The sequence below is a fragment of the Amycolatopsis sp. NPDC000009 genome (genome assembly GCF_055563465.1).
The window spans coordinates 246,462-270,014 of record NZ_JBVHDI010000002.1 but is presented as its reverse complement, the minus strand read 5'-3'; the positions used below and the strand labels follow the sequence as shown (position 1 = coordinate 270,014).

Sequence of the window (23,553 nt, the reverse complement as noted above, 5' to 3'; positions counted from 1 at the left end):
CACCTGACGTCTCGAAAGTGGCTTTCGCGACACACTGGCCGCTCGCCGACCGCCGCTGACCTGCGCGAACGGCGAAAGTGGTAGCAAAGGTCCCTTGCTCGCCCTCTCGAGTTCACCGTCCGGTCGCCGAAGCAGCCGAGGATGCGCCAGTGATCACTCCCCGCCGTCTCCTCGCCGCACTGCTCGCCGCGGTCGCCGCCACGAGCCTCGCGACCGCTCCGGCCTCCGCTCACGAACGCGGCGTCCGGCCGCTGCCGCAGGCGCACAGCCACAACGACTACGAGCACACCCGTCCACTGCACGACGCGCTCGATCAGGGCTTCACCAGTGTCGAAGCCGACATCTTCCTGGTGGACGGGCAGCTCCTGGTCGCCCACGACCTCGCGGACACCCGGCCGGACCGCACCCTGGAGTCGCTCTACCTGGAGCCGCTGCGCAAGCGCGTGCTGGCCAACCACGGCGTCGGCGTCTACCGGCAGCGCGCGCCCTTCGAGGCACGCTTTCCCGCCGAGAAGGCATCGACGGAGTTCCAGCTGCTGATCGACGTCAAGGGCGATGCGAACAGCACCTACGCGGCTCTCGAGAAGCGCCTGTACGACCCGCGCTACTCCTTTCTTTTCTCTCTGTACGCGTTCGGCCACGTCAAGAAGCGGGCCGTCACCGCGGTGATCTCCGGCGGGCGCCCCAAGGACGTGATGCTCGGGCAGAAGTTCCGGCTCGCCTTCTACGACGGCCGGATCAAGGACCAGAACGACCTCGGCATCGGCTCGGACCCCCGGGTCACCCCGCTGGTCTCGGACTCCTGGAGCGGCCTGTTCACCTGGACCGGTGACGGCCCCTTCCCCTCCGAGGAGCGGGCGAAACTGCACGATCTGGTCAAGCGGGCCCACGCGGCGGGTCAGCGCGTGCGCTTCTGGGCCACGCCGGACACCGCCGGACCAGCACGTGACGCGTTGTGGAAAGAGCTGGTCACCGCCGGGGTCGACCACCTGAATACGGATGACCTGCCAGGGCTGGCGAACTTCTTGAGGTCTCGCTAAAGTGCGCGGCCCATTCGCGCGCGAAGGCGCACGAATGGGCCAGTCACTCCTTAATCCACGTGATGCAAGCCTCACGATCCGTGAATTATCTCGGTCAGGAAACGGCCAGATAACGGCCCGCTGACCTGCATAAACAGCCGAATCGTTATGGGTTGCGTGCTGTTACTGTGATGTAGGTCACAGCTCGAATAATTTCCGATCAGGCCGTTCGTTACGTACCGTCGCTTTTCGGTTGGCCCCGACCGACCACGCAACACCGGGAACCCGTAGCGCCGAGCCCTGTCCAACGGATTCCCGGACCCAACCCCGAGCGAAAGCATTTCCGGACAGGGACGAGGGGACCGAGCCGACGCGTTGTGCGTCAGGCGAAGTCAGCCGGCCTGAGACGGCCGGCAGGACCCACGGGTCTTTCCCTCAGCACAGGCTCGTAGGCGCAGGGAGCGAGATTCATTCACATGTCTTACCGAGGCAAGCACCGCAAGATGTCCGCCGCCACCCGTCACATCGCCCGCGTCGCCATTGCGGGTGTCGCGGTCGGCGCTCCCCTCGCAATCGCCGCGACCCCCGCGTCGGCGACCAACTGGGACGCCATCGCGCAGTGCGAGAGCAGCGGCAACTGGAGCACCAACACCGGTAACGGTTACTACGGTGGTCTGCAGTTCTCGCCGAGCACCTGGCGCGCCTACGGTGGCACCGGCAGCGCGCACAACGCGTCGCGCGAGCAGCAGATCGCCGTCGCCGAGCGGGTCCTCCAGGGCCAGGGCATCGGCGCGTGGCCGCACTGTGGCAAGAAGGGCGGCTCCGCCAGCCCCGCCAAGGCCAAGTCGAGCGCCCCGAAGGCCACCAAGAAGGTGACCCCGAAGAAGTCGACCGCGCCGGTCCAGAAGCAGCAGGCTCCGGCCCCGGCCGCCGCGAACGTCGCCAACTCGAACCCGGCGGGTGACTACACCGTCGTGGCCGGCGACACGCTGTCGAAGATCGCCTCCAAGTTCAACGTCCAGGGCGGCTACCAGAAGCTGCAGGAGCTGAACAAGGAATACGTGCCGAACGCCGACTTCATCGTCGTCGGCCAGAAGCTCGCCACCAAGTGAGCTCTTGAGCACCGGTAAGTCGTGATGCCCGCGGGATTCCCCGCGCGGCCACGTCACGGCTGACAAGGCCCCACCGCGCCATTCCCCCGGCGGTGGGGCTTTGTCGTGCCCGGGCTGAAAGCGCCCTTCAGCCCCCTACGGCGAGTTGACCCATTCGTCACTGCCGTCGCTGAAGTGCTGGTGCTTCCACACCGGCAGCCGCGCCTTGACCTCGTCGACCAGCTCGGAGCAGGCGGCGAACGCCTGGCCCCGGTGCTCGGCCGCCACGGCACACGCCAGCGCGACGTCGCCGATGGCCAGCGCGCCCAACCGGTGGCTCACGGCGACCGCCCGCACGCCCTCCCACTTCCCCGAGAGGTCCGCGACGACCTCCGCGAGCACGTCGGCGGCGCTGGGATGTCCTTCGTAGGCGAGCCGCTCCACCGACCGCCCGCGGTCGTGGTCCCGCACGACCCCGCCGAAGGTGACGACGGCACCCGCGGCCGCGTCGTCCACCAGGCGGGCGTGTTCCTCGACCGAAAGCGGCTCGTCGACCACCGCGATCCGTGCGACCCGAACGCTCACTGCTGTACCTCCCGTGGGTGGTCGCCGCCTGCCAGCTGGTCGACGGCGTGGTCGAGGATCCCGTCCAGTACGCCAAGGCCGTCCTTCACCCCGCCGCGTGAACCCGGCAGGTTCACCACCAGGGTCCGGCCCGCGACGCCGGCGACCCCGCGCGAGAGCACGGCCGTGGGCACCTTGGGCAGCCCGGCGGCGCGGATCGCGTCCGCGACGCCGGGGAGTTCGTAGTCGAGGACGGCGCGCGTGACGTCCGGGGTGCGGTCCGTCGGCGAGATACCGGTGCCGCCGGTCGTCACGATCACCTGCACCCCGGCCGCGACGGCGTCCCGCAGGGCCGCGCCGACGGGTTCCCCGTCCTCGACGACCACCGGCTCCGGCACCTCCCAGCCCCGCGCGGTCAGCCAGTCCGTGATGACCGGGCCCGTGGTGTCCTCGTAGACACCCTTCGCGGCGCGGTTCGACGCCACGATCACCCTCGCGACCCGGTTCACGGCCGCTCCCAGGTGCCGGTCTTTCCGCCGTCCTTGCGGATCAGGCGGACGTCGTCGAGGGTCGCCGCGGGATCGACGGCCTTGATCATGTCGTGCAGGGTCAGCCCGGCGACGGCGACGGCGGTCAGCGCCTCCATCTCGACGCCGGTCCGGTCGTTCGTCTTCGCGGTCGCGGTGATGTGCACGGCGGTCTCGTCGAGGACGAACTCGACCTTCACACCGGACAACGCGATCTGGTGGCAGAGCGGGATCAGCTCGGGCACCTTCTTCGCGCCCATGATGCCCGCGATCCTGGCGGTCGCGAGGGCGTCGCCCTTGGGGAGCCCGTCCGTCGCCAGCAGGCCGAGCACCTCGGCCGTGGTGTGCACGGTGCCGCCCGCCAGCGCGGTGCGGGCGGTGGGCGTCTTGCCGGAAACGTCGACCATACGGGCGGCACCCGTATGGTCGACGTGGCTGAGTTCACTCACGCCCAGCAGGCTAGTCCTTAAAACATCCGCTGCTTCGAGCGAACCTCGTCGAGCGCCTTCTCCCGTTCCTGCCGCTGCTCCGGCGTCATCGAAGCGAAGAGCCCGCCCTTGTCCGCCGCGCAGGCCGTGTCGCGCGCGGGACGCTTGCCGTCCACGAAGAACCGGTTGACGGCGTTGTTGCCGCAAGCGTTCTCGTCGCTCAGCCAGACCCCGTGCCCGCCCTCGTCCACGGTCACGATCCGCGCCCGGTCACCGAGTGCGCGGCGCATCTCCTTGGCGCCGCTCAGCGGCGTCGCCGGGTCACGAAGGTTCTGCACCATCAGGATGTTCGACGGTCCCCGGTCGCCGATCCGCACCGGCGGCTCGATCGGCTCGGACGGCCAGTACGCGCAGGCCCAGATGTTCGCACCGGCGGCGCCGAACATCGGGTACTTCACCCGGTCCTTCGCGACGTTGCGCTGGTAGGTCGCGACGTCCTCGGGCCAGTTCGCGTCGTTGCAGACCACGTGCAGCTGACCGGCCAGCAGCTGCGCCGGGTCGATCTGCTGGGCCTGAGCGGTCTGCTCCACGGTGCCCTCGGTGTCGAGCGCCTGCCACTGCTGCGCCAGCACCGGGAAGGAACTGGTCGCGTAGAGCGCGCCGAAGGTGCCCATGCGGAACGCCGCTCCGTCGACACCCGGGACGGCGCCGCCGTCGAGCTTGGCGACCAGTTCGTAGAACTTCGCCGTCACCTGCTGCGGAGTGCGGCCAAGCCCGTAGCTCGCGTGCCGTGCCGCCGCCCATTTCGCGAAGTCCGGGAAGCGGTCCTCGAACCCCTCCGCCAGGCGGCGCGAGGTGACCGGATCGAGCCCGCCGGGGCCGGTCACGCTGTCGATCACGACGCGATCGGTCTGCCGCGGGAACAGCGTCGAATACACGGCGCCCAGGTAGCTGCCGTACGAAACGCCGTAGTACGAGAGCTTCTTCTCGCCGAGGGCTTCCCGGATGCGGTCCATGTCGCGGGCGGTGTTGGCCGTGGTCATGTACGGCAGGTTCGCGGCGGTCTTCGAGGCCCCGCACTGCTTCGCGATGCCCTCCACGTACTTCGCGCGCTCCGCCACCGCCGCCGCGTCACGCGCGTACGGCGGGACGTTGCTCACCTGCTGTTCGGGCTTGAGGTCGCAGGTGACCGGCGTGCTGCGCCCGATCCCGCGCGGGTCGAAGCCGATGATGTCGTACGCGTCGAGCACACTCGACGGCATGCCCGCCGACCGCAGCCCGGCGGGCATGGTCAGCCCTGGGCCGCCGGGGCCACCCGGGTTGGTCAGCATGATCCCGCGCCGCTTCGCCGGCTTCGTGCTGGCGAGCTTCGAAACGGCGATGTCGATGGTCTTGCCACCCGGATCCCGGTAATCGAGCGGGACCTTCAAGGTGGCGCACTGCACGCCGGGCGCGGCCACGTCCTCCGGACACGGCCCCCAGCGCACGGACGAAACCGCGGCGGACGCCGTGGCGGGTACGAGTACCGCCATGGTGACCGCCGCGGCCGTGAGTGTCCCGATCCTGCTCAGGACAGAGCGTTTCATCCCCAACCCCCGTCATGATCGACTTCCTGGTCGGAGTCGAGCCTATGAGCGGGCCATCGGCGGAGTCGTCACCCTGAAGTCGGCCGCCGGATCGGCCTCAGTGATGACGCCGCCCCCGAATGGAGCAAGGGACCTTTGCTACCGCGTCCTACTCGTGGGCAGCGACCTTGGCGGCCTTCGCGGCCTTCTTGACCGCGTCCGCCACCGCGGGGGCGACGGCGTTGTCGAACACGCTCGGCACGATGAACGAAGCGTTCAGCTTGCCGTTGTCGACGACGTCCGCGATGGCGTCGGCGGCCGCGAGGAGCATCGAGTCGTCGATGTGGTGCGCCTGCGCGTCGAGCAGCCCCCGGAAGACGCCGGGGAACGCGAGCACGTTGTTGATCTGGTTGGGGAAGTCGCTGCGGCCGGTGGCGACCACGGCCGCGTGCTTCTGCGCTTCCAGCGGGTCGATCTCGGGGTCCGGGTTGGCCAGCGCGAACACGACGGCGTCGGATTTCATGGTCGCGACCTGCTCGGCCCCGAACAGATTCGGCGCGGAGACGCCGATGAACACGTCCGCGCCGACGAGCGCTTCGTGCAGCGTGCCCGCTTGCTGCTCCTTGTTCGTGTGCCCGGCGATCCAGGTCAGGTTGTCGTCGAGGTTGCCGCGCGCGGAGTGCACGATGCCGTCGATGTCGGCGGCCACGATGTCGCCCGGGTTCTTGCGCAGCAGCAGGCGGATGATCGCCGAGCCCGCCGCGCCGACACCACTGACGACGATCTTGCAGTCCTCGATGTTCTTCCCGACCACGCGCAGGGCGTTGCGCAGCGCGGCGACCACGACGATCGCGGTGCCGTGCTGGTCGTCGTGGAACACCGGGATGTCGAGCTGCTCACGCAGGCGCTTCTCGATCTCGAAGCAGCGCGGCGCGGCGATGTCTTCGAGGTTGATACCCGCGTAGACCGGCGCGAGCGCCTTCGCGATCATGATGATCTCTTCGGTGTCCTGGGTGTCCAGGCAGACCGGCCACGCGTCGACGTCGGCGAACTTCTTGAACAGCGCCGCCTTGCCCTCCATCACCGGCAGCGCGGCGGCCGGGCCGATGTTGCCCAGTCCCAGCACCGCGGAGCCGTCGGTGAGCACCGCGACGGTGTTGCGCTTGATGGTCAGGCGGCGCGCGTCCTCGGGGTTCGCCGCGATCGCCTGGCAGACGCGGGCGACACCCGGCGTGTACGCGCGGGAGAGGTCGTCACGGTTGCGGAGCGCGACCTTGGGGCTGACCTCGATCTTGCCGCCGAGGTGGATCAGGAACGTCCGGTCGGAGACCTTGCGCACGCGGACGCCCGGCAACGAGTCCAGGGTCTGCGTGATGTCCTGCGCGTGGTTCTCCGACAGGGCGTTGGCGCTGATGTCGACGACGATCGACTCAGGGTGCGACTCGACGACGTCGAACGCGGTCAGCACGCCGCCGACCCGGCCGACGGCGGTCGTCAGATCACCCGCCGCGGTGGACGACGCGGGGGCCTCCACCCGGACGGTGATCGAATATCCGGGACCGGGAACCGGCATGGCACTACCCCCGCTGAGGAACGCTCGAATAGGTCGATCGAAAACCTACTCCCGTGACGACCGCCACGGACCCTCGCAGGGGGTGACTGACCAGTAACTTCTACCGGTTGATCTCGGTCTCCGGGTGCACGTAAGGCACGCTCTCGAGGGGGAAGGTCACGTCGCCGAACGGGGACAAGGCGCCCTGCCGGTCGGACGCGAGCTCGGTGACGGGGTGCTCCCCGTCTTCACCGGGCCACGTGGGGTCGATGCCCGCGCGCTTCTTGTTATCGCCCTTCGCCACAACGTCCTCCAGAGCATGGTCAAGCCGTTCTCACCGGACAGTCTGCCCGAACGCGGCTGGCGGGCCACCACCCGCCCGGTATCCTGGTCGTCTATGCCCGCGCCATCCCTGGCGGACTGGCTGCGCCAGGAGTCCGACGACGCGCTCGCCGCACTGCTGCGCACACGTCGCGACCTGTCCACGCCGCCCCCGTCCGACACCATCGTGCTCGCCACCCGGGCAGGCACGCCGGGCTCCGTCGCGCGTGCTTGCGAAGACCTCGACACCTTCACGCTCGCCGCCCTCGACGCCCTGCTGCTGGCCGGGGCGGACACCGGGCCCGTCGCCGCGGCCGAGGTCGCGCGGCTCGTGGGCAAGGAGATCGGCGAGCCGCTGGCGCTGTTGCGCAAACGGGCGCTGGTCTGGGGCGAGGACGACGCGCTGCGCGTCCCGCCGTCGGCCCGCGACGCGCTCGGTCCCTTCCCCGCCGGGCTCGGGGCGTCTTCGCCCTCTCTCGCCGGAACGGATATCGAGGCGGCGCTCGCGGAGGTCGGCGAGGACGAGCGTGCCGTCCTGACCACCCTGGCGGCCGGGCCGCCGATCGGCCGCACCCGCGACGCGGCGGCCGACGTCACGCTGGAGCGGGCACAGAACCCCGTCCAGCGTCTGCTCGCGCGCGGCCTGCTGCTGCGCCGCGACGACCAGACCGTCGAGCTGCCGCGGGAGATCGGGATCGCGCTGCGCGGCGGGTCGGTGTTCGACCCGGCCTCGCTGCGCGAACCGGAGCTCCCCACGCATCCGCACCAGACGTCCACAGTGGACACAACGGCGGCCGGCGAAGCGATGGAGTTCTTGCGCCAGACCGAAAGCATGCTTCGCGCGTGGTCGGAGACGCCGCCGCCGGTGCTGAAATCCGGCGGGCTCGGTGTCCGCGAGCTCAAGAAGCTCGCCAAGGATCTCGACGTCGACGAGACGCGGGTGACCCTGCTCGCGGAGATCGCGGTCGGCGCCGGGCTGGTGGCCGACAGCGAAGCGACCACGCCGGAATGGGTGCCGACGACGCTCACGGATTCGTGGCTCGCGTCGCCGACCGCGCAGCGCTGGATGACGATCGCCCAGGCCTGGCTCGAACTGCCCCGGCTGCCCGGTCTCGCCGGCGGGCGGGACGCGAAGGACAAGCCGATCGCGCCGCTCTCGGAAGATCTGCGCCGTCCGCTGGCACCCACGTCGCGGCGGCGGATCCTCCTCGCCTTGGCCGCGCTTCCCGAGGGCGCGGGCGTGAAGAGCACCGACGAGCTGGTCGCGGCGCTCGCCTGGCGCGCGCCGCGGCGGGGCGGGCGGCTGCGCGACGAGACGGTGCGCTGGACGATGGCCGAGGGGGCGGCGCTCGGCCTGATCGGGCTGGGCGGCCTCACCACGGCGACCCGGGCCCTGCTGGCCGAAGACCGGCCTGGAGCGGTCGAGGCGATGATCGACGCGCTGCCGCGTCCGGTGGACCACGTGCTGGTCCAGGCCGACCTGACCGTGGTCGCGCCCGGGCCGTTGGAAGCCGAACTCGCGGCCGAGATGACCGCCGTCGCCGACATCGAATCGGCCGGGCACGCCACCGTCTACCGGATCACCGAGACCTCCGTGCGGCGCGCGCTCGACACCGGGCGGACCGCGGGCGAGCTGCAGCAGCTGTTCTCGACGAAGTCGGCGACGCCGGTGCCCCAATCGCTGAGTTACCTGATCGACGACGTCGCCCGGCGGCACGGACGGCTGCGCGGCGGGGCGGCCGAGTCGTTCCTGCGCTGCGACGACGCGTCGCTGCTCGCCGAAGTCATGGGGAGCCCCGTCGCGACCGAGTACGGCTTGCGGATGATCGCGCCGACGGTGCTCATCAGCGCGTACCCGCTCGCCGAAGTCCTCGACGCGCTCCGCGCCGCCGGATTCGCCCCGGCCGCCGAAGGGCCCGACGGACGGGTCATGGACATCAGGCCGTCTGGACGTCGTCTTCCCGCGAAGGCGCGTACCGCGCGTCGTGCGCCTGGCGAGCCCGCCGGGCTGACCGACGAGCAGGTCGGCAAGATCGTCGCGCATGTCCGGGCCGGTGACGCCGCTTCGGCGCGCCGACGGGGCGAGACGGTGCGCGCACCGCAGGGTGGCGGCGCCGGGGACACTTCCGCGACGCTGGCGCTGCTGTCGCAGGCGACCGTCGAGCGCCGCGAGGTGTGGATCGGGTTCGTCGACTCACGCGGGACGGCGAGCCAGCGGGTGGTGCGGCCGCTGCGGGTCGGCGGCGGAGTCCTCGAAGGGACCGACAACGAGCGCTACCCGCTGCACCGGATCACGTCGGCGGCCCTCGTCGAAGACTGACCACACCGCGCATTTAGTCCTCTGAATGCGGTCGGCAGCTACGCGAGCTGCTCGGTGCGGAGGTCCATCAGCACCATCGACATGGCCTCTCCGTGTGTCGGCCAATCCGGCGTCCCGATCCCGACCGAATGCAGAGCGGACCGGACTGCGGCGTGAGCCTTCGCGATCGAATGCGAGAGGTCGTCGCCGGAAACGTCGGCCTCGATCTCCATGACCGCTCGTCCGCCATCCGCGGAGACCACGCTGTCCACGAAGCCGTCGAGGCAGCGTTCTTGCTCGAGCAGCGCTCGCATCACCTTGTCGCAGTGACCGAAGAGATCACCATCGCCGTCGGCGATGAACACCCAATGCGCGTGAACCGTCACACCCCTCAGTAACTCCCTTGCGTGATCGCATTTAGAGGACTAAACGCGGGAGGGGGTCAGAGGGCGCGCAGGCCTTGGAGCACCCGTTCCATGAAAGCGCGCGAAGAGGAGTCGCCGAGGATCAGCTCGGTCTGGTGGATCAGCACCAGACCGGCGTCCGCCATGTCGCCAACGAGCACCTTCACCACGCCCAGCGGCAGCCGCAGGTGCGCGGCGATCTCCGCGATCGACCGGGTGTCCAGGCAGATATCGCAGATCTGACGGTGCTCGGGAGTCCGCACGCCGCGGTACCGGCGGCCGTCCTCACTGGTCGACACCAGCGCCTCCAGCGCCAGGTCGTGCGCGGTGCGGGTGCGCCCGCCGGTGCGGGTGTAGGGCCGCACCCGGGAGCCCGAAGCCGGCGGCAGGTAGACCGAGGCGGGGGCGACGTCAGCGGGCGTGGGACGCGGCGGCGACTGACGGACCGGCGAAGGCATCGGCGGAGGCTCGGGAGGCGGCGCGGGCGGGCGCCGCGGCATGACCGTGCTGATCGAGCTCAGCTCGAAGCGGCTCGGCGAGTCGAAGGCCTCGCGTTCGGTGCCCTGGTAGAGGGAGTCCCAGCCGGACGGTTCCGGTTCGGTGAATCCGGTGATCTTCATCGGTCACCCACGGACGCCGCCCTGCAGCTGCGCCCGCAGCTCGGGGGTGATCTGCTGGCCGACGCGCTCGACGAGCAGGGTCATCTCGTAGGCCACGGTGCCGATGTCACAGGTCGGCGCGGCCAGTACGGCGAGTGACGAGCCGTCGGCGACCGACATGAGGAAGAGGTACCCGCGTTCCATCTCGACGACGGTCTGGTTGACCCCGCCCGCGTCGAAGCAGCGCGCCGCGCCGGCGGTGAGACTGATCAGCCCGGAGGCGACCGCGGACAGCTGTTCGGCCCGTTCCTGCGGCAGTCCGTCCGACGGCGCGAGGAGAAGCCCGTCCGCGGAGACCAGCACGGCGTGCGCCGCGCCGGGAACCCGGCGCGCGAAATCCGTGATGAGCCAGCCGAACGAGCTTTGCTGCCCGGATGCCGTCACAAGTCCCTCCTCGCTGCGTCAAGACCACCTGGGCGGCGTGGTCCGGGCGTCTCGCGCCGACCTGCACCGATCCCGGTGCCGCCGAGCCGGAAGACGCCTCCACCCAGCGTATTCGCCCCGTCGATCGTGTCGAGCCCGCCACCCGGCCACCGGCGCTAACCGAACGTGAACGTCCAGCCGCTCACCGCGTCGACCCATCGCGAACCACGCATTCGTGGGTCACCCCGTGGTGGCCGGGTGAGACCTGGCGTGAACCGGTGTCCGCGCAGGTCATCGACGTCTTGGCCGCCCGATCGGGCGATACCGGCGCCGGATCGCGTGAAAGGGATCGCCCCGCGTTCAGTCCGGCCGGTGACGCCACTCCCCGAAGCGGGTGAAGCCTGCCGAGTTCACTCCAACGGCCGCATCCGCTTCGGGCTTTCGTCTGTTTCTACCCCGCGCGCAACGCCGAATCGTGTGCGATGGCGTGCTGCACGACCGAGATCAACACCTGCTTGGCGGACTCACGTTCCCGGGCGTCACAGGCCATGATCGGCACGGACGGCGAGATCGTCAGCGCGTGCCGGACGTCCTCGATCTGGTGGTGCAGCAGCCGGTCGAAGCAGTTGATCGCCACGACGTACGGCAGCTTCCGGTTCTCGAAGAAGTCGATCGACGGGAACGCGTCGGCCAGCCGCCGCGTGTCGACCAGCACGACGGCGCCGATGGCACCGACCGCGAGGTCGTCCCACATGAACCAGAACCGGTGCTGGCCCGGCGTACCGAACACGTACAGCACCAGGTCCGAGTCCAGCGAAATCCGGCCGAAGTCCATGGCCACGGTCGTCGTCGACTTGTTCGGGGTTGCCGAATTGTCGTCGACGCCGGTACTGGCCTCGGTCATCATGGCCTCGGTGGTCAGCGGATCGATCTCCGAAACCGCTCCGACCAGCGTGGTCTTCCCCGAGCCGAATCCGCCAGCGACCACGATCTTGGCCGACGAAGTCGGTCCGGTCACCTGCGGCGCATTCGCGTCGGAGTCAAATTCTCCGAAGCCCACTGAGCACCCTCTCCATGAACTCGATACTCGGCCGGTCACCCACGTTCTGGCTGGCGGTGTGCACCAGGACCAGACCGAGGCCGGCCACGTCTCCGATCAGCACCCGGACCACGCCGAGCGGCAGGCGCAGCAGCGCCGCGACTTCGGCGACGGACCGGGTGTCCAGGCAAAGGTCGCAGATCGACCGGTGTTCGGGGACGCGCACCCGGTCGAGCACACGTCCCTGTTCGCTGGTCGAGATCAACGCCTCGATGGCAAGGTCGTACGTCGGCTTGGTCCGTCCCCGCGTGCGGAAGTACGGCCGGACCAGGCCGGAGGATTCGACGTCGGTGGTGTACTGCTCGTCGACGTACTCGTTCTGCGCCTGCTGCGGCAATGCCGCGGCGAGCGGGTCGGCGGCGGCCGCCGCCGCCCGGCGCTCCTCCTCCTTGTCGAAGGAGAACTTGGCGAACTCTCCCGAGTCGTAGAGCGGACCGCTGCCACCACCGAACAGTTCCGCCCCGGGGCCGCCGAGGAGGCGTTCCCGGTAGTCCGAAACGCTGAAATCGGCGGGTCCCTGACCCGCGTTCGAATCGGTCAGCCAGCGGGAGGCCTCGTCCGGGGACACGGGGTCGCTGTCCGACCCCTGTGTCCGCCGCGATCGCCATTCGCGGTCGACCCGGTCCCGGAAGGACGTCCAGTCCTCCCGGCCGTCGTCACGTTCCGACCACCCGCCGGAGAAGTCGTCACCGAGCCGGCCATCGCCCCTCAAGCGCCCGTCGTCCACGGCATTCTCCTCGGTTCCCGGTCGCTCAGCGGCGGACCGACGCGCCCTGCAGCTGCGCGCGCATCTCCGGTGTCAGCTGTTGCCCCACCCGTTCCACCAGCAGGGTCATCTCGTAGACGACCAGGCCGATGTCGCTCTCCGGCGAGCCGAGGACCGCCAGGCAGGACCCGTCGGACACCGACATCAGGAAGAGGAAGCCGTTGGCCATCTCGACCACCGTCTGCGCGACCGTGCCGCCTTCGAACACCTTCGCCGCACCGCGGGCGAGGCTCGTGAGCCCCGACGCGACGGCGGCCAGCTGATCGGCCCTGTCCTTGGGAAGTCCCTTCGAGGAGGCCAGCAGCAAACCGTCCGCCGACACCACCACGGCATGCGCCGCGCCCGGGACCCGGTGCACGAAATCCGTGATCAGCCAGGCAAAGCTGCTCGTGTGTCCTTTACCCTGCGCCTGGCCGCCAGGCTGCGCCGGACCACCCGGCTGCATCGCACCCGCCCGTGTCACTGTCACTCCTTACTGCTGTCATCGGCAGAGGTATCCCTGCCGGTCACCGGAACGCCGTTGTCATCCAGCGCATCGAGCGGGCGTTCCTTCAACGCGTGCCGTCCCGACGTGTAGCCCTTCTGGAAGCTTGCCATCCGACTCCGCGCCGCCGTCGCCGAGCGGGCGATCGCGCCCGTTCCCGGCATTCCGGAGGTCTTGTCGGCGAACGAGTCTTCCTTCTTCGGCTCGTTCCCGCCGATCGAGCCGGGGACGAGGTACTGGTTCGGCACCCGTTTGGGCAGGCCCGCCGGGGTGATCTCGTCATTCCGGTCTTCGTACAGGACCTGCGCCGCCTGCCAGCCGTCGTCCGACGCGCTGCGCCAGCCATTGTCCTGGAGCACCGTCTCCGGCGGAACACTGCGCGGGGTCCGAGTGGGCAATGCCTCTTCGGCCGTGTCCTCGGCGGCGGGTTCCGCCGGCTCGGCGCCACCGTTGGGGGTCCGCACGGGCAGGCCGGACTCGACCGGCTCGGTGTAGGTGGTCGGGCTGTCGCCTCCGGCCTCGTCGCCTTCGCTGAACCAGCGCGAGAGCACCGACTGGTAGATCGGCAGCCGCCGGGTCGGCACATCGTCTTCGAGCGCCGACTTGCCGGCGTCCGAGGACTCGGCGGGCTCCTCAGGCGTGTTCCGCGGCTCGACCGGGGTGTACTTCGGCTCCCGTTTCGGCAGCACCAGCGACGCGAACTGCGTCTCGGTACCGCTGGAGGCGCCGTCGCCGTTGGCCGGCGAGATGTCTTCGGCCGTCGGCCACGCCGGGGCCTCCTCCGCGGGTGTCGCGGGGCTGAGGAACGGCCCGGCCGCGTTCTTGCCCGCGACCAGGTCGTCGAGGCTGATCGGCTGGTCGAGCGGGACGAGCCCGCCCTGCTGCGCGACCGGTTGCGAAGCCGGGGGCTTCGACGGCGGCGGTGGGGTCATCTCCAGGCCGCGGTCGGAGGCGGGGACGTTCGGCAGCGAACTCGACATCTCGGACACCGACGGCATCGAAGGCATCGACGTCTCCGAGCGGTTCGCCGGCGGCGGGGTGTTGCGCACGCCGGGCCGCATCTGCGTGAGCAGCTCGGCGGGCACGACGACCCGCGCGATCACGCCGCCCTCGATGTCCTCGTTCTCGCGGAGCCGGACCTCGATGCCGTGGCGGCGCGCCAGGCGCGCGACCACGTACAGGCCCATCCGCCGGGTCACCGAGACGTCCAGGTCCGGCGGGTCGGCGAGCCGCTGGTTGACCTCGGCGAGCCGCTCCTCGGTCATGCCGACACCGTGGTCGGTGACCTGGATGGCGAGCGCCTTCTTGCGGGTGATCACCGCGCGGACGGTCACCTTCGTCTCCGGCTCGGAGAAGTAGGTGGCGTTGTCCAGCAGTTCCGCGAGCACGTGCACGAGGTCGTGGATCGTCAGGCCCTGGACGGCGACCTCGGGGACGATCCCGATCTCGATCCGGGCGTACTGCTCGATCTCGGAGACCGCGGCGCCGATGACGTCGGCGGCGGGCACCGGCTTGGGCACCGACTTCGCGAGACCGGCGCCCGAGAGCACCAGGAGGCTTTCACCGTTGCGGCGCAGCCGCGTGGCGAGGTGGTCGAGCTCGAACAGGCTGGCCAAGTGGTCCGGGTCCTGCTCGTCGGCCTCGAGCCGGTCGATGACGCCGAGCTGGCGTTCCACCAGCCGCTGCGACCGGCGGGACAGGTTCACGAAGATGCCGTTGACGTTCTCGCGCAGGAGGGCCTGTTCGGCGGCCATCTTGACGGCCTGTTCGTGGACGACGTCGAACGACCGCGCCACTTCACCGATCTCGTCACGCGAAGTGACGGGCACCGGCTCGACCGACCGCTTCGAGGCGTTGACCGGGTCCGGGTCGTCCAGGATCGCTTGCACGGTTTCCGGCAGCCGTGTGTAGGCGACGTCGAGCGCCGTCTTCCGCAGCACCCGCAGCGGGCGCAGCATCAGGCGGGCGATGACGAGCATCAGGACCAGCGCCGCGAGCAGGGCCAGCAGCACGATCGCGCCGCCGATCCAGGCCGAGTTGATCGCGTCGGTGGCCAGGCCGTCGGCCTGCGCCCGCAGCTGGCCGAGCAGATTGGTCTCGACCGCGCGCAGCTTGTCCAGCGCGACCCGGCTGTCGTTGCCGAGCGCGACGTTGTCGATCGACGGCGGTTCGTTCTGCTGGTGCAGCGAGAACGCCATCGTGGTGATCCGGCGGCGGTCGTCGACCTCGGGACCGGAGAAGGTGTCCGAGTAGAGCTGCCGCTGTTCGGGGCTGGCGTTGGCGATGAAGGCCGCCGTCGAGGCGTCGCCGCTCGCGACCGCCGAGCGGGCCTGGTCGAACAGGTCGCCGGGGAACCCGGAGCGGAAGGAGGCGATCAGCAGCGCCGCGTCACCGCGGGCGATGTACTCCTTGCTCTCACTGATGGCCTGCACGGTGACGCCGAGCCGGAGCACGTCGCGGTTGGCCACCGCGGTGGTCACCTCGCGGCCGAGCTGGACCAGCGAGTCGAGGATGCCGGAGTAGGCGATGAGGACCGGGGTGTCGCCCAGCAGCGAGGTGTTCATCGCTCCGCGCAGGGGGCGCAGGGCGTCGAGCCGCTGCAGACCACGCGCGTAGCGGTCCCTCGTGTCCTGGTCGTCCGGGTTGATCTGGTTCGCCGAGGCGCGCAGATCGTCGATGGCGCGGTCGACCTTGGCGATCTGCGCGTCGAGACCGTTCTGGCGCGACGCGTCCTGCGAGGCGATCTTGGCGACGGCCAGCGCGCGTTCGCTCTGCAGCTCGTGCACCACGAGGGTGATCTTGTCCGCGAACGCGACCTGGTCGGCCGTGTCCTGGAACCGGGCCGCCTCGCTGCTGTCGTCGATCACGCGCAAGGTGCCGAGCGCGAGCGCGGTCAGCGTCGGGATGATCAGGACGGCCGCGAGCTTCGATCGCAGGCGCCAGTTGCGCAGGCCCAGGAACGACCCGGCCTTCCCCCCAGGACCGTCTCCGGTTTCCCGCGCAGGGGTCCCTCCCACCCCCGCGGTGTCTTCGTTCGGCACCGCCGCACCACCATCATCTTCATTCGGGCCGGGAAAGCCCATTTTGGACATGCCGTTCTCGAGCTGGCCGTACTGCTGCTGTCTGGGTCGGTTGTCGGAGACCACTACCCGCACGCTCCCGTCATCCGGGAGGGACGCGCACGGCGTGAGTATCCACTCATCCGAATGAGGAAGTCTTCTTCGACGCGATCTCTCAAGTGCACTTGACCGAAACCCTGCTAGGTGCCATTGGTCTGTTCGGCCTAACCCGCCAGTGCGCGGGCGCGCACCAGTGAAGCACGGACGTGTTCACCGTGTTTGACACAGAGTGCCTTGCACCTCGGGAAAGGTCCAGAGCGTTCGGCCATCCAAGGCACTCTCTTTCACTACATCAGTGGTCCACACCTCACTACCGGTGCATGAGGGTAGCGAACGGGCGGCCCAGATGTAACCCTTCGGTCAAGACCTGCGAGTAGGCCCCGGACGGGTCTTGACCCGTTGACGCTCAATCGTCAACAAGTCCCCGCCTCGAACACGCCCAGTTGTGTTCACTTCTGACAAACAACCTGTTCGGGTGATCGTTACCGCTTGGGATCATAGGATGACCACCCATTGTGAGCACTGTGCGTGTTCTCTACAGTGGGCCCCGTGACTCGGCAAAGAGTCACTTCCGAATTCCACATCAGGCCACGTCATCACGTGTCCCTCCCCTGATCAGGAGCACCCCTTTGCTTGGCTCTGCATGCTCGAAGAAGGCCTTGAGCGTCAGCCTGGGTCGGCGTGGAGCCCTCGCTCTCGCGATGGCGGCCGTCGTTTCGGTATCGGTCAGCGGCTGCGGCCTGCTCGGCGGCGAGGATTCGTCGTCCTCCTCCGGCGGCTCCGGGAACCTCGAGAAGTCGAAGATCAAGATCGCGACGATGTCGACCATCGACACCGCGTCGCTGCGCCTGGCCCAGGACGGCGGGTACTTCAAAACGGAGGGCCTGGACGTCGAGCTGGTCGAAGCCGCGACCGGTCAGATCTCGCTGACCAAGCTCATCGGCGGCGAGGTCGACATCGCCTACGCCAGCTACACGCCGTTCTTCATCGCGATGAGCAAGGGTTCCGCCGACATCAAGCTGGTTTCCGACGCCTCGTCCGCCGGGCCGAAGAGCACCATGGTGGTCACCGTCCCGACGAGTTCCGTGAAGACCGTCAACGATCTGGCCGGCAAGAAGATCGGCATCTTCGCGCCGAACACCGTGTCCGACACCCTCACCAAGTCGGTGATGAAGGACCACGGTGTCGACTTCAGCAAGGTCCAGTGGGTGCCGGTCCCGCCGCCGAACATGGCGGCCGCGATCAAGAACGGCGACATCGACGCCGGCTTCCTCACCGAGCCGTTCATCACGCAGGCCGCGAAGCAGGCGGGCACCATCCCGATCGTCGACACGGCCACCGGGGCGACGCAGGACTTCCCCACCGCGGGCTACGGCGCTCTCGGCAAGTTCGTCTCGGAGAACCCGAAGACCGTGGCCGCCTTCCAGCGGGCCATGCAGAAGGCCACCCGCGACGCGGTGGACCGCTCCAAGATCGAGCCGCTGCTGGTCAAGTACGCCAAGATCGACCAGGACACCGCCGCGCTGACCACGCTGCTGACCTTCCAGTCCGCCCTGGACCCCCGCCGCATCCAGCGCGTCCCGGACCTGCTCCTGCAGATGGGCGCGATCCAGAGCAAGATCGACGTCGGCCCGATGATCGCGACGCAGCCCACGAGCTGATGACTCGCGGTTACTCCGAATCGCCCATCCACGCGAAATTCAGTCACTGAAAGTAATGATGTCCAAGCGGGTGATCAGGTGATCGGGCGAATGGCCTAAAATGATCACCCGCTCACGACACCCATTGTGAGCAGGTGGGCAAATCTCTAAGGTGACCGCGTGCCTGGCGAAATGAAGCCACGACACGGATGAAAAAACCCAACGGTGATTCATTGTTTCCGAGGAGCTGGCTTTGTTTCGAAACGCCATGAGCAGGACCGGTGCACGTAGAGGACGGGGTGCCGTCAGCGTCGCCCTGAGCGCGCTCATGCTGGCCACGTTGGGCGCCTGTGGCGCACTCGGCGGCGAGGACACGTCGAAGGCGTCGGGTGGCGAAGGCGGGCTGGAGAAGACGAAGATCAAGGTGGCCCTGCTGCCCGTGGTCGACCTCGCGCCGCTGCGGCTCGCGCAGGAAGGCGGCTACTTCAAGGCCGAAGGTCTCGAGGTCGAAGCGGTCGACGCGCCGAGTGGTCAGCAGGCGATGACCAAGATGATCGGTGGCGAGGTCGACATCGCCTTCTCCACCTACTTCCCGTTCTTCGTCGCGAAGAGCAAGGGCGCGGCCGACATCCGCCTCGTCGCCGACTCGGTTTCGGCCAGCCCCAAGAGCAACGCGGTCGTCACCGTGCCGACCTCCCCGGTCAAGACGATCAACGACCTCGCGGGCAAGAAGATCGCGATCACCGACAAGAACACCGCCTCCCACCTGCTCACCGTCTCGGTGATGAAGGACCACGGCGTCGACACCAGCAAGGTCCAGTGGGTGCCGATGGCGCTGCCGAACATCGCCGCGGCGCTCTCCTCGGGCCAGGTCGACGCGGGCTACCTGCCCGAGCCGTTCCTGACCCAGGCCTCGAAGGTCGTCGGCGCGACCCCGGTCGTCGACATCTCGACCGGCGCCACGCAGGACTTCCCCCTGGCGGGCTTCGGCGCGCTCGGCTCCTTCGTGGACAAGAACCCCAAGACGCTGGCCGCGTTCCAGCGCGCACTGGGCAAGGCCGTGCGCGACTCGGCCGACCGCTCCAAGATCGAACCCCTGGTCGTCAAGTACGCCAAGGTCGACGCGGAAACCGCCTCACTGCTCACGCTGCCGACGTTCGGGTCCACTTTGGACGCCCGTCGCCTGCAGCGAGTGCCGGACCTGCTGCTGCAGACCGGAGTGATCACGGCCAAGCTCGACGCCGCTCCGATGCTCGCCCCTCAAGCTGGATAAAGGTCAAGGTGCCACGACTTCTCCGTGCCCTGGCCGGTCTGGCCGGTTTCTTCCTCGTCTGGGAAGTGATCGTCCAGGCCGGCCTGGTCCGTAAAGAGTTCCTCCCCCCGCCGTCCGTCGTCCTCGTGACGATCTTCGAGCAGTTCGGCGAGACCCAGTTCGTCCGGGATCTGATCGCCACGTTCCTCGCGTGGGCGATCGCCCTGTTGATCGCGGTCGCCATCGCCGTGCCCGCCGGCCTGCTGCTGGGCAGCATCCCCGGGCTGCGCACCGCGACCGCGGTGGTCATCGAGTTCCTGCGGCCGATCCCCGCCGTCGCGCTGATCCCGCTGGTGCTCCTGCTGATCGGCGGCGGCCCCGAAGCGAAGATCACGCTGGCCGTGTACGCGTCGTTGTGGCCCATCATGTTCAACACGATCTACGCGCTCGGCGAGATCGACCCCGTCCTGCTGGAGACCGCGAAGGCCTGCGGTACGAGCAAGTTCCGGACGCTGACGTCGGTGGCGCTGCCGCATACCGCGCCGTTCGTGTTCACCGGGGTGCGGCTGTCCGCCAACATCGCGCTGATCGCGGTGGTCAGTACCGAGTTCCTGGCCGGCGCCAAACTCGGCATCGGCAACTTCATCATGCAGGCCAGCACCGGCTCGACCAGGTTCGACCTCGTGCTCGCCGGCACCGTGGTGGTCGGCGCGCTCGGCTTCCTCATCAACGGCGGGCTCGAGATGATCGGCAGGCGGGCGTTCCGCTGGAGCACGGTCGACCGGGAGGCGGTCTCGTGACGACCCTCACGCTGACCAGCCGCGTCGGCAGGCGCGTGGGCCGGGGTATCGGCATCCTCGTCCGCAACTGGCTGCTCTTCTTCGCCCTGATCGGGATCTGGGAACTCGCGGCCCGGCTCGGCGAGAGCCCGTTCTTCCCGCCGCCGACCGAGATCCTGGCCGCCTCGGCGAAACTGTGGTTCACCGGGCCCGCGTCGCAGCTGTTCCTGACCGACACCGTGTTCGACAACGTCCTCCCGAGCCTCGGCCGGACACTCGGCGGCTGGCTGCTGGCCGGCGCCTTCGGTGTCGCACTGGGTGTCCTCTTAGGACGGTCCAAGACCGGGATGGACTACGTCGGGCCGCTGTTCGCGTTCTTCCGCTCGGTGCCGCCGCCCGCGCTGATCCCGGTGTTCATCGTCCTTTTCGGACTGGGACCGGGCATGCAGACCGGATCGATCATCTTCGGCGCGATCTGGCCGGTGCTGCTCAACACCGTGGACGGTGTCCGGTCGGTGGACCAGGTGAAGATCGACACCGCGAAATCGTTCCGGACCCCCCGGTCGCACTGGGTGCGCTCGATCGTGCTGCCCGCCGCCGGGCCGAAGATCTTCGCCGGTCTGCGGCTGAGCCTGTCCATCTCCTTGCTGCTGATGGTGATCTCGGAACTGGTCGGCTCCTACAACGGCATCGGCCGGTCCCTGATGGACGCCCAGCAGGCGTTCGACTTCCCGCTCATGTGGTCGTGGCTCGTCCTGCTCGGCCTGCTCGGCTTCGGGTTCAACGCGGCCTTCCTCGCGGTGGAGCAGAGAGTGCTTCGCTGGCAGCCCACCCGCAACGGCCGTCTCTAGCTTTCGAAGGGTCAGCAAGATGTCAACCATGCTCGAAGTCTCCGGGCTGAACCACCGGTACGGCACGGGAGAAAAGGCGCACGTCGCGGTCAACGACCTGTCGTTCACCGTCGAAGCGGGACAGCTCGCGAGCATCGTCGGCCCGTCCGGCTGCGGCAAGTCGACGCTCCTGCGCTGTATCGCCGGGCTGATCAAGCCGACGTCCGGCCAGGTCAGCCTGCACGGTGACGACGTCTCCGGTGTGCCGGAGGACCTCGCCGTCGTGTTCCAGGACTACAGCCGCTCGCTGTTCCCGTGGCTCTCGGTCGCGAAGAACGTCGAGTTCCCCTTGCGGTGGCGCAACTTGAGCCGTACGGAGCGGCGCACGCGGGCCCAGGAGGCACTGGAGTCGGTCGGCCTGTCCGGGGTCGGCGCGAAGTTCCCGTGGCAGCTCTCGGGCGGTATGCAGCAGCGCGTGTCCATCGCGCGGGCGCTGGCCAGCCGTCCGGCCCTGCTGCTGATGGACGAGCCGTTCGCGTCCGTCGACGCGCAGACGCGGTTCGAGCTCGAAGACCTGACGCGGCGCGTGCAGCGCGAGAACGGGAGCACCGTCCTCGTCGTCACGCACGACATCGACGAGAGCGTCTACCTGTCGGACCGGGTGCTGGTGCTGTCGAAGTCGCCCGCGAAGATCGTCGCGGACCTGCCGGTCGGGCTGCCCGCGGAACGGGACCAGATCACCACGCGCGAGTCGGCGGAGTTCGTGACGCTGCGCGGCGAGGTCGCGCGGTTGCTGCACGGCGGTGCCCCTGAAGCCGTCACCGCTGCTTCCGACGCGGCAGAGTACGAGCTGGCGCAGCGGGAGGCGGCCGCCGACGCCTCCGAGGCCGAGGTGCGCGCCAAGAGCTGACGCTCAAGAGTCGACGCGCCGGGCCACGTCGGGCGACACGGCCGAGCAGGTGTTGCGAAAGCCACTTTCGCAACGTTGAAGGTTGCGAAAGTGGCTTTCGCAACGCTCCACACGGGACTCTCGACCCATGCGACGTACTGAAGGGCGCTTTCCCCCATCACATGCGGGGAAAGCGCCCTTCGGCTCTCTCAGTACAGCGTGCGCGGGTTCGCGTCGATGCGGACGTGCACCAGATGCGGCCGCTCGTCCGGCAGCGCGGCCTCCAGCACCGGCTTGAGCTCCTCGGCCTTCTCGACGACCGACGTCCGCAGCCCCAGGCTCTTGGCCAGCGCGGGGAAATCGATGCCGCCGAGATCGACGCCGGGCACCTTCTCGCCGCCCGCCGCCTCGCCGAGGATCCGCACGGCGGCGTACTGCGAGTTGTCGAAGATCACGAACGTCACCGGCAGGTTGTGCTGCGCCGCCGTCCACAGTGCCTGGACGCAGTACATGCTCGACCCGTCGCCGAGGATCGCGACGACCTTGCGGTCCGGGCGCGCCAGCGCGGCGCCGACGGCGGCCGGGAGGCCATAGCCGAGGGTGCCGCTGGCGACGGTGAGGAAGCCGGTGTCGGTGGACTTGATCGGCAGGTGGTCGTGCAGATCGTTGCGGTGGCTCGGCGTCTCTTCGACGACGATCGCGTCGTCCGGCAGGACCTCCGAGATCACGGAGTAGGCGTAGGCCGGGGTGATCGGCGTGACCGCGGCGGGCGTTTCCAGCCTGGTGCGGGATTTCGGCGCTTCCCGCGGTGCGGCGCGGTCCAGCAGCGCGCGGATGGCGAGCTTCGGCGTCGCGCGGATGCCGGTGCCTTCCGCGGCCCTGGCGAGGATCTGTTCGTCGTCGCTGACCAGGAACAGCGGCGGCAGCGCGGTTTCCGACTCGCCCCGGTACACGTGGTAGGTGAACGCCGGGGCGCCGATGACCACCACGAGATCGTGGTCCGCCAGCGCGCTCGCCAGCGCTTTCCGTTCCGGCTGCAGGAATCCGAAGAACTGCGGGTGGTCCTCGGGGAAGGAGCAGCGTGCCCCCATCGGCGGCGCCCAGACCCCGGCGCCGACCTTCTCGGCCAGCTCGACGACGTCCGGCACGGCGCCTTCCCCGTCGATACCGGGGCCGACCACGATCGCCGGGCGTTCGGCGGCGTCCAAGGCGGACACCAGTTCGTCCAAAGCGGACGGATCGGGCGCGAATCCCCGGATCTGGGGCCGCGAAACGATCGGCTTCGTGGTCTCGACGTCCCAGTCGTCCACCGGCACCGAGACGAACACCGGACCCATGGGCGCCTGCGTCGCGATGTGGTACGCCCGCGCCAGCGCCGCCGGGACGTCTTCGGCCCTGGCGGGCTCGCAGCTCCACTTCACGTACGGCTTGGGGAAGTTCGCCGCCTCGACGGCACCGAGGAACGGATCGTCCGGCAGCAGCGACCTGGTCTGCTGACCGGCCAGGATGATCAGCGGGGCGTTGTTGCGGTACGCGGTGAAGATATGCCCGAGCGCGTGGCCGACCCCGCCCGCGGAGTGGAGGTTCACCAGCGCCGCCTGCCTGCTCGCGCGGGCGTACCCGTCGGCCATCGCGACGACGGACGCCTCGTGGAGCGCGAGCACGTAGGTGAAGTCGTCGGGCCATTCCGTGAGGAAGGCGATCTCGGTCGTGCCGGGATTGCCGAAAACGGTGGTCAGGCCCAGATCGCGCAGCAGTTCCCTGGTCGCGTCACGTACGGTGCGGGTAGCCATGGCCACACGCTATCTGGTCGGTACCGGATAGTTGAAGATGCAACCTCGGATCACCGTGTGTGGTCTGGACCTGACCCGGCGCTTACGGCAACTACCGCATTTAGTCCTCT

At 69.1% G+C, this 23,553-nt stretch carries 20 protein-coding genes and 1 pseudogene; 8 read left to right on the top strand and 13 right to left on the bottom strand.

Annotated elements, in window-relative coordinates; all coding sequences use genetic code 11:
- Positions 1-149 precede the first annotated feature (149 nt).
- Entirely contained in the window at positions 150-1,040 is an 891-nt protein-coding gene (locus ACZ3HL_RS07310) for a phosphatidylinositol-specific phospholipase C/glycerophosphodiester phosphodiesterase family protein (protein WP_465529439.1), read from the top strand.
- A 455-nt stretch (positions 1,041-1,495) separates the two neighbouring features.
- On the top strand, positions 1,496-2,131 hold the full coding sequence (locus tag ACZ3HL_RS07305; protein WP_465410784.1) for a transglycosylase family protein: 636 nt from the start codon (positions 1,496-1,498) through the stop codon (positions 2,129-2,131).
- 135 nt (positions 2,132-2,266) lie between these two features.
- On the opposite strand, the pseudogene ACZ3HL_RS07300 reads toward ACZ3HL_RS07305, so the two are convergent.
- The 5 genes and pseudogenes from ACZ3HL_RS07300 to ACZ3HL_RS07280 form a co-directional block, all read right to left on the bottom strand.
- Positions 2,267-3,183 (bottom strand): annotated as a pseudogene (locus tag ACZ3HL_RS07300) (molybdenum cofactor biosynthesis protein MoaE).
- Positions 3,180-3,650: a cyclic pyranopterin monophosphate synthase MoaC gene (gene moaC / locus ACZ3HL_RS07295; RefSeq protein WP_016337573.1), complete on the bottom strand. Its 471-nt coding sequence runs from the start codon at positions 3,648-3,650 to the stop codon at positions 3,180-3,182. The pseudogene ACZ3HL_RS07300 and the gene moaC overlap by 4 nt, the downstream one beginning before the upstream one ends.
- 17 nt (positions 3,651-3,667) lie before the next feature.
- Entirely contained in the window at positions 3,668-5,215 is a 1,548-nt protein-coding gene (locus ACZ3HL_RS07290; protein WP_465529437.1) for an alpha/beta hydrolase, read from the bottom strand.
- A gap of 148 nt (positions 5,216-5,363) precedes the next feature.
- On the bottom strand, positions 5,364-6,767 hold the full coding sequence (locus tag ACZ3HL_RS07285) for an NAD-dependent malic enzyme (RefSeq protein ID WP_465410782.1): 1,404 nt from the start codon (positions 6,765-6,767) through the stop codon (positions 5,364-5,366).
- Positions 6,768-6,867: 100 nt separating this feature from the next.
- On the bottom strand, positions 6,868-7,050 hold the full coding sequence (locus ACZ3HL_RS07280) for a hypothetical protein (RefSeq protein ID WP_007033389.1): 183 nt from the start codon (positions 7,048-7,050) through the stop codon (positions 6,868-6,870).
- Positions 7,051-7,143: 93 nt separating this feature from the next.
- Between ACZ3HL_RS07280 and ACZ3HL_RS07275 the strand changes: the two genes are divergently transcribed.
- Positions 7,144-9,387, top strand: a complete 2,244-nt coding sequence (locus tag ACZ3HL_RS07275) for a helicase-associated domain-containing protein (RefSeq protein WP_465529435.1) — start codon at positions 7,144-7,146, stop codon at positions 9,385-9,387.
- 38 nt (positions 9,388-9,425) lie between these two features.
- On the opposite strand, the gene ACZ3HL_RS07270 is transcribed toward ACZ3HL_RS07275, so the two are convergent.
- From ACZ3HL_RS07270 to ACZ3HL_RS07240, 7 genes are all read right to left on the bottom strand, one after another.
- A complete protein-coding gene (locus tag ACZ3HL_RS07270) occupies positions 9,426-9,752 on the bottom strand; it encodes a hypothetical protein (protein ID WP_465529433.1) in 327 nt (108 codons plus the stop codon).
- A 56-nt stretch (positions 9,753-9,808) separates the two neighbouring features.
- Positions 9,809-10,390, bottom strand: a complete 582-nt coding sequence (locus ACZ3HL_RS07265) for a DUF742 domain-containing protein (protein ID WP_465410779.1) — start codon at positions 10,388-10,390, stop codon at positions 9,809-9,811.
- Between the two features lie 3 nt (positions 10,391-10,393).
- Positions 10,394-10,813 (bottom strand): roadblock/LC7 domain-containing protein, encoded by a 420-nt coding sequence (locus ACZ3HL_RS07260; protein ID WP_005156190.1) that lies wholly within the window; start codon positions 10,811-10,813, stop codon positions 10,394-10,396.
- A 430-nt stretch (positions 10,814-11,243) separates the two neighbouring features.
- Positions 11,244-11,852, bottom strand: a complete 609-nt coding sequence (locus tag ACZ3HL_RS07255) for a GTP-binding protein (RefSeq protein ID WP_007033392.1) — start codon at positions 11,850-11,852, stop codon at positions 11,244-11,246.
- A complete protein-coding gene (locus ACZ3HL_RS07250) occupies positions 11,833-12,618 on the bottom strand; it encodes a DUF742 domain-containing protein (RefSeq protein WP_465410778.1) in 786 nt (261 codons plus the stop codon). Before ACZ3HL_RS07250 ends, ACZ3HL_RS07255 begins: the two co-directional genes overlap by 20 nt.
- Before the next feature lie 25 nt (positions 12,619-12,643).
- The gene (locus ACZ3HL_RS07245) at positions 12,644-13,102 is read right to left on the bottom strand and encodes a roadblock/LC7 domain-containing protein (protein ID WP_085939650.1); all 459 of its coding nucleotides are present in this window, start codon (positions 13,100-13,102) and stop codon (positions 12,644-12,646) included.
- A 20-nt stretch (positions 13,103-13,122) separates the two neighbouring features.
- A complete protein-coding gene (locus ACZ3HL_RS07240; RefSeq protein WP_465411202.1) occupies positions 13,123-16,233 on the bottom strand; it encodes a sensor histidine kinase in 3,111 nt (1,036 codons plus the stop codon).
- A gap of 728 nt (positions 16,234-16,961) precedes the next feature.
- On the opposite strand from ACZ3HL_RS07240, the gene ACZ3HL_RS07235 reads away from it, so the two are divergent.
- From ACZ3HL_RS07235 to ACZ3HL_RS07215, 5 genes are all read left to right on the top strand, one after another.
- Entirely contained in the window at positions 16,962-17,921 is a 960-nt protein-coding gene (locus ACZ3HL_RS07235; RefSeq protein WP_465410777.1) for an ABC transporter substrate-binding protein, read from the top strand.
- 247 nt (positions 17,922-18,168) lie between these two features.
- Positions 18,169-19,173 (top strand): ABC transporter substrate-binding protein, encoded by a 1,005-nt coding sequence (locus tag ACZ3HL_RS07230; protein ID WP_465410776.1) that lies wholly within the window; start codon positions 18,169-18,171, stop codon positions 19,171-19,173.
- Between the two features lie 8 nt (positions 19,174-19,181).
- Positions 19,182-19,952, top strand: a complete 771-nt coding sequence (locus tag ACZ3HL_RS07225; protein WP_350573550.1) for an ABC transporter permease — start codon at positions 19,182-19,184, stop codon at positions 19,950-19,952.
- Complete coding sequence (locus ACZ3HL_RS07220; RefSeq protein WP_465410775.1) at positions 19,949-20,782, top strand: ABC transporter permease; 834 nt, start codon at positions 19,949-19,951, stop codon at positions 20,780-20,782. The genes ACZ3HL_RS07225 and ACZ3HL_RS07220 overlap by 4 nt, the downstream gene beginning before the upstream one ends.
- Before the next feature lie 19 nt (positions 20,783-20,801).
- Positions 20,802-21,671 (top strand): ABC transporter ATP-binding protein, encoded by an 870-nt coding sequence (locus ACZ3HL_RS07215; protein WP_465410774.1) that lies wholly within the window; start codon positions 20,802-20,804, stop codon positions 21,669-21,671.
- A gap of 188 nt (positions 21,672-21,859) precedes the next feature.
- On the opposite strand, the gene mdlC is transcribed toward ACZ3HL_RS07215, so the two are convergent.
- Complete coding sequence (gene mdlC / locus ACZ3HL_RS07210) at positions 21,860-23,443, bottom strand: benzoylformate decarboxylase (RefSeq protein ID WP_465410773.1); 1,584 nt, start codon at positions 23,441-23,443, stop codon at positions 21,860-21,862.
- Positions 23,444-23,553: the final 110 nt, after the last annotated feature.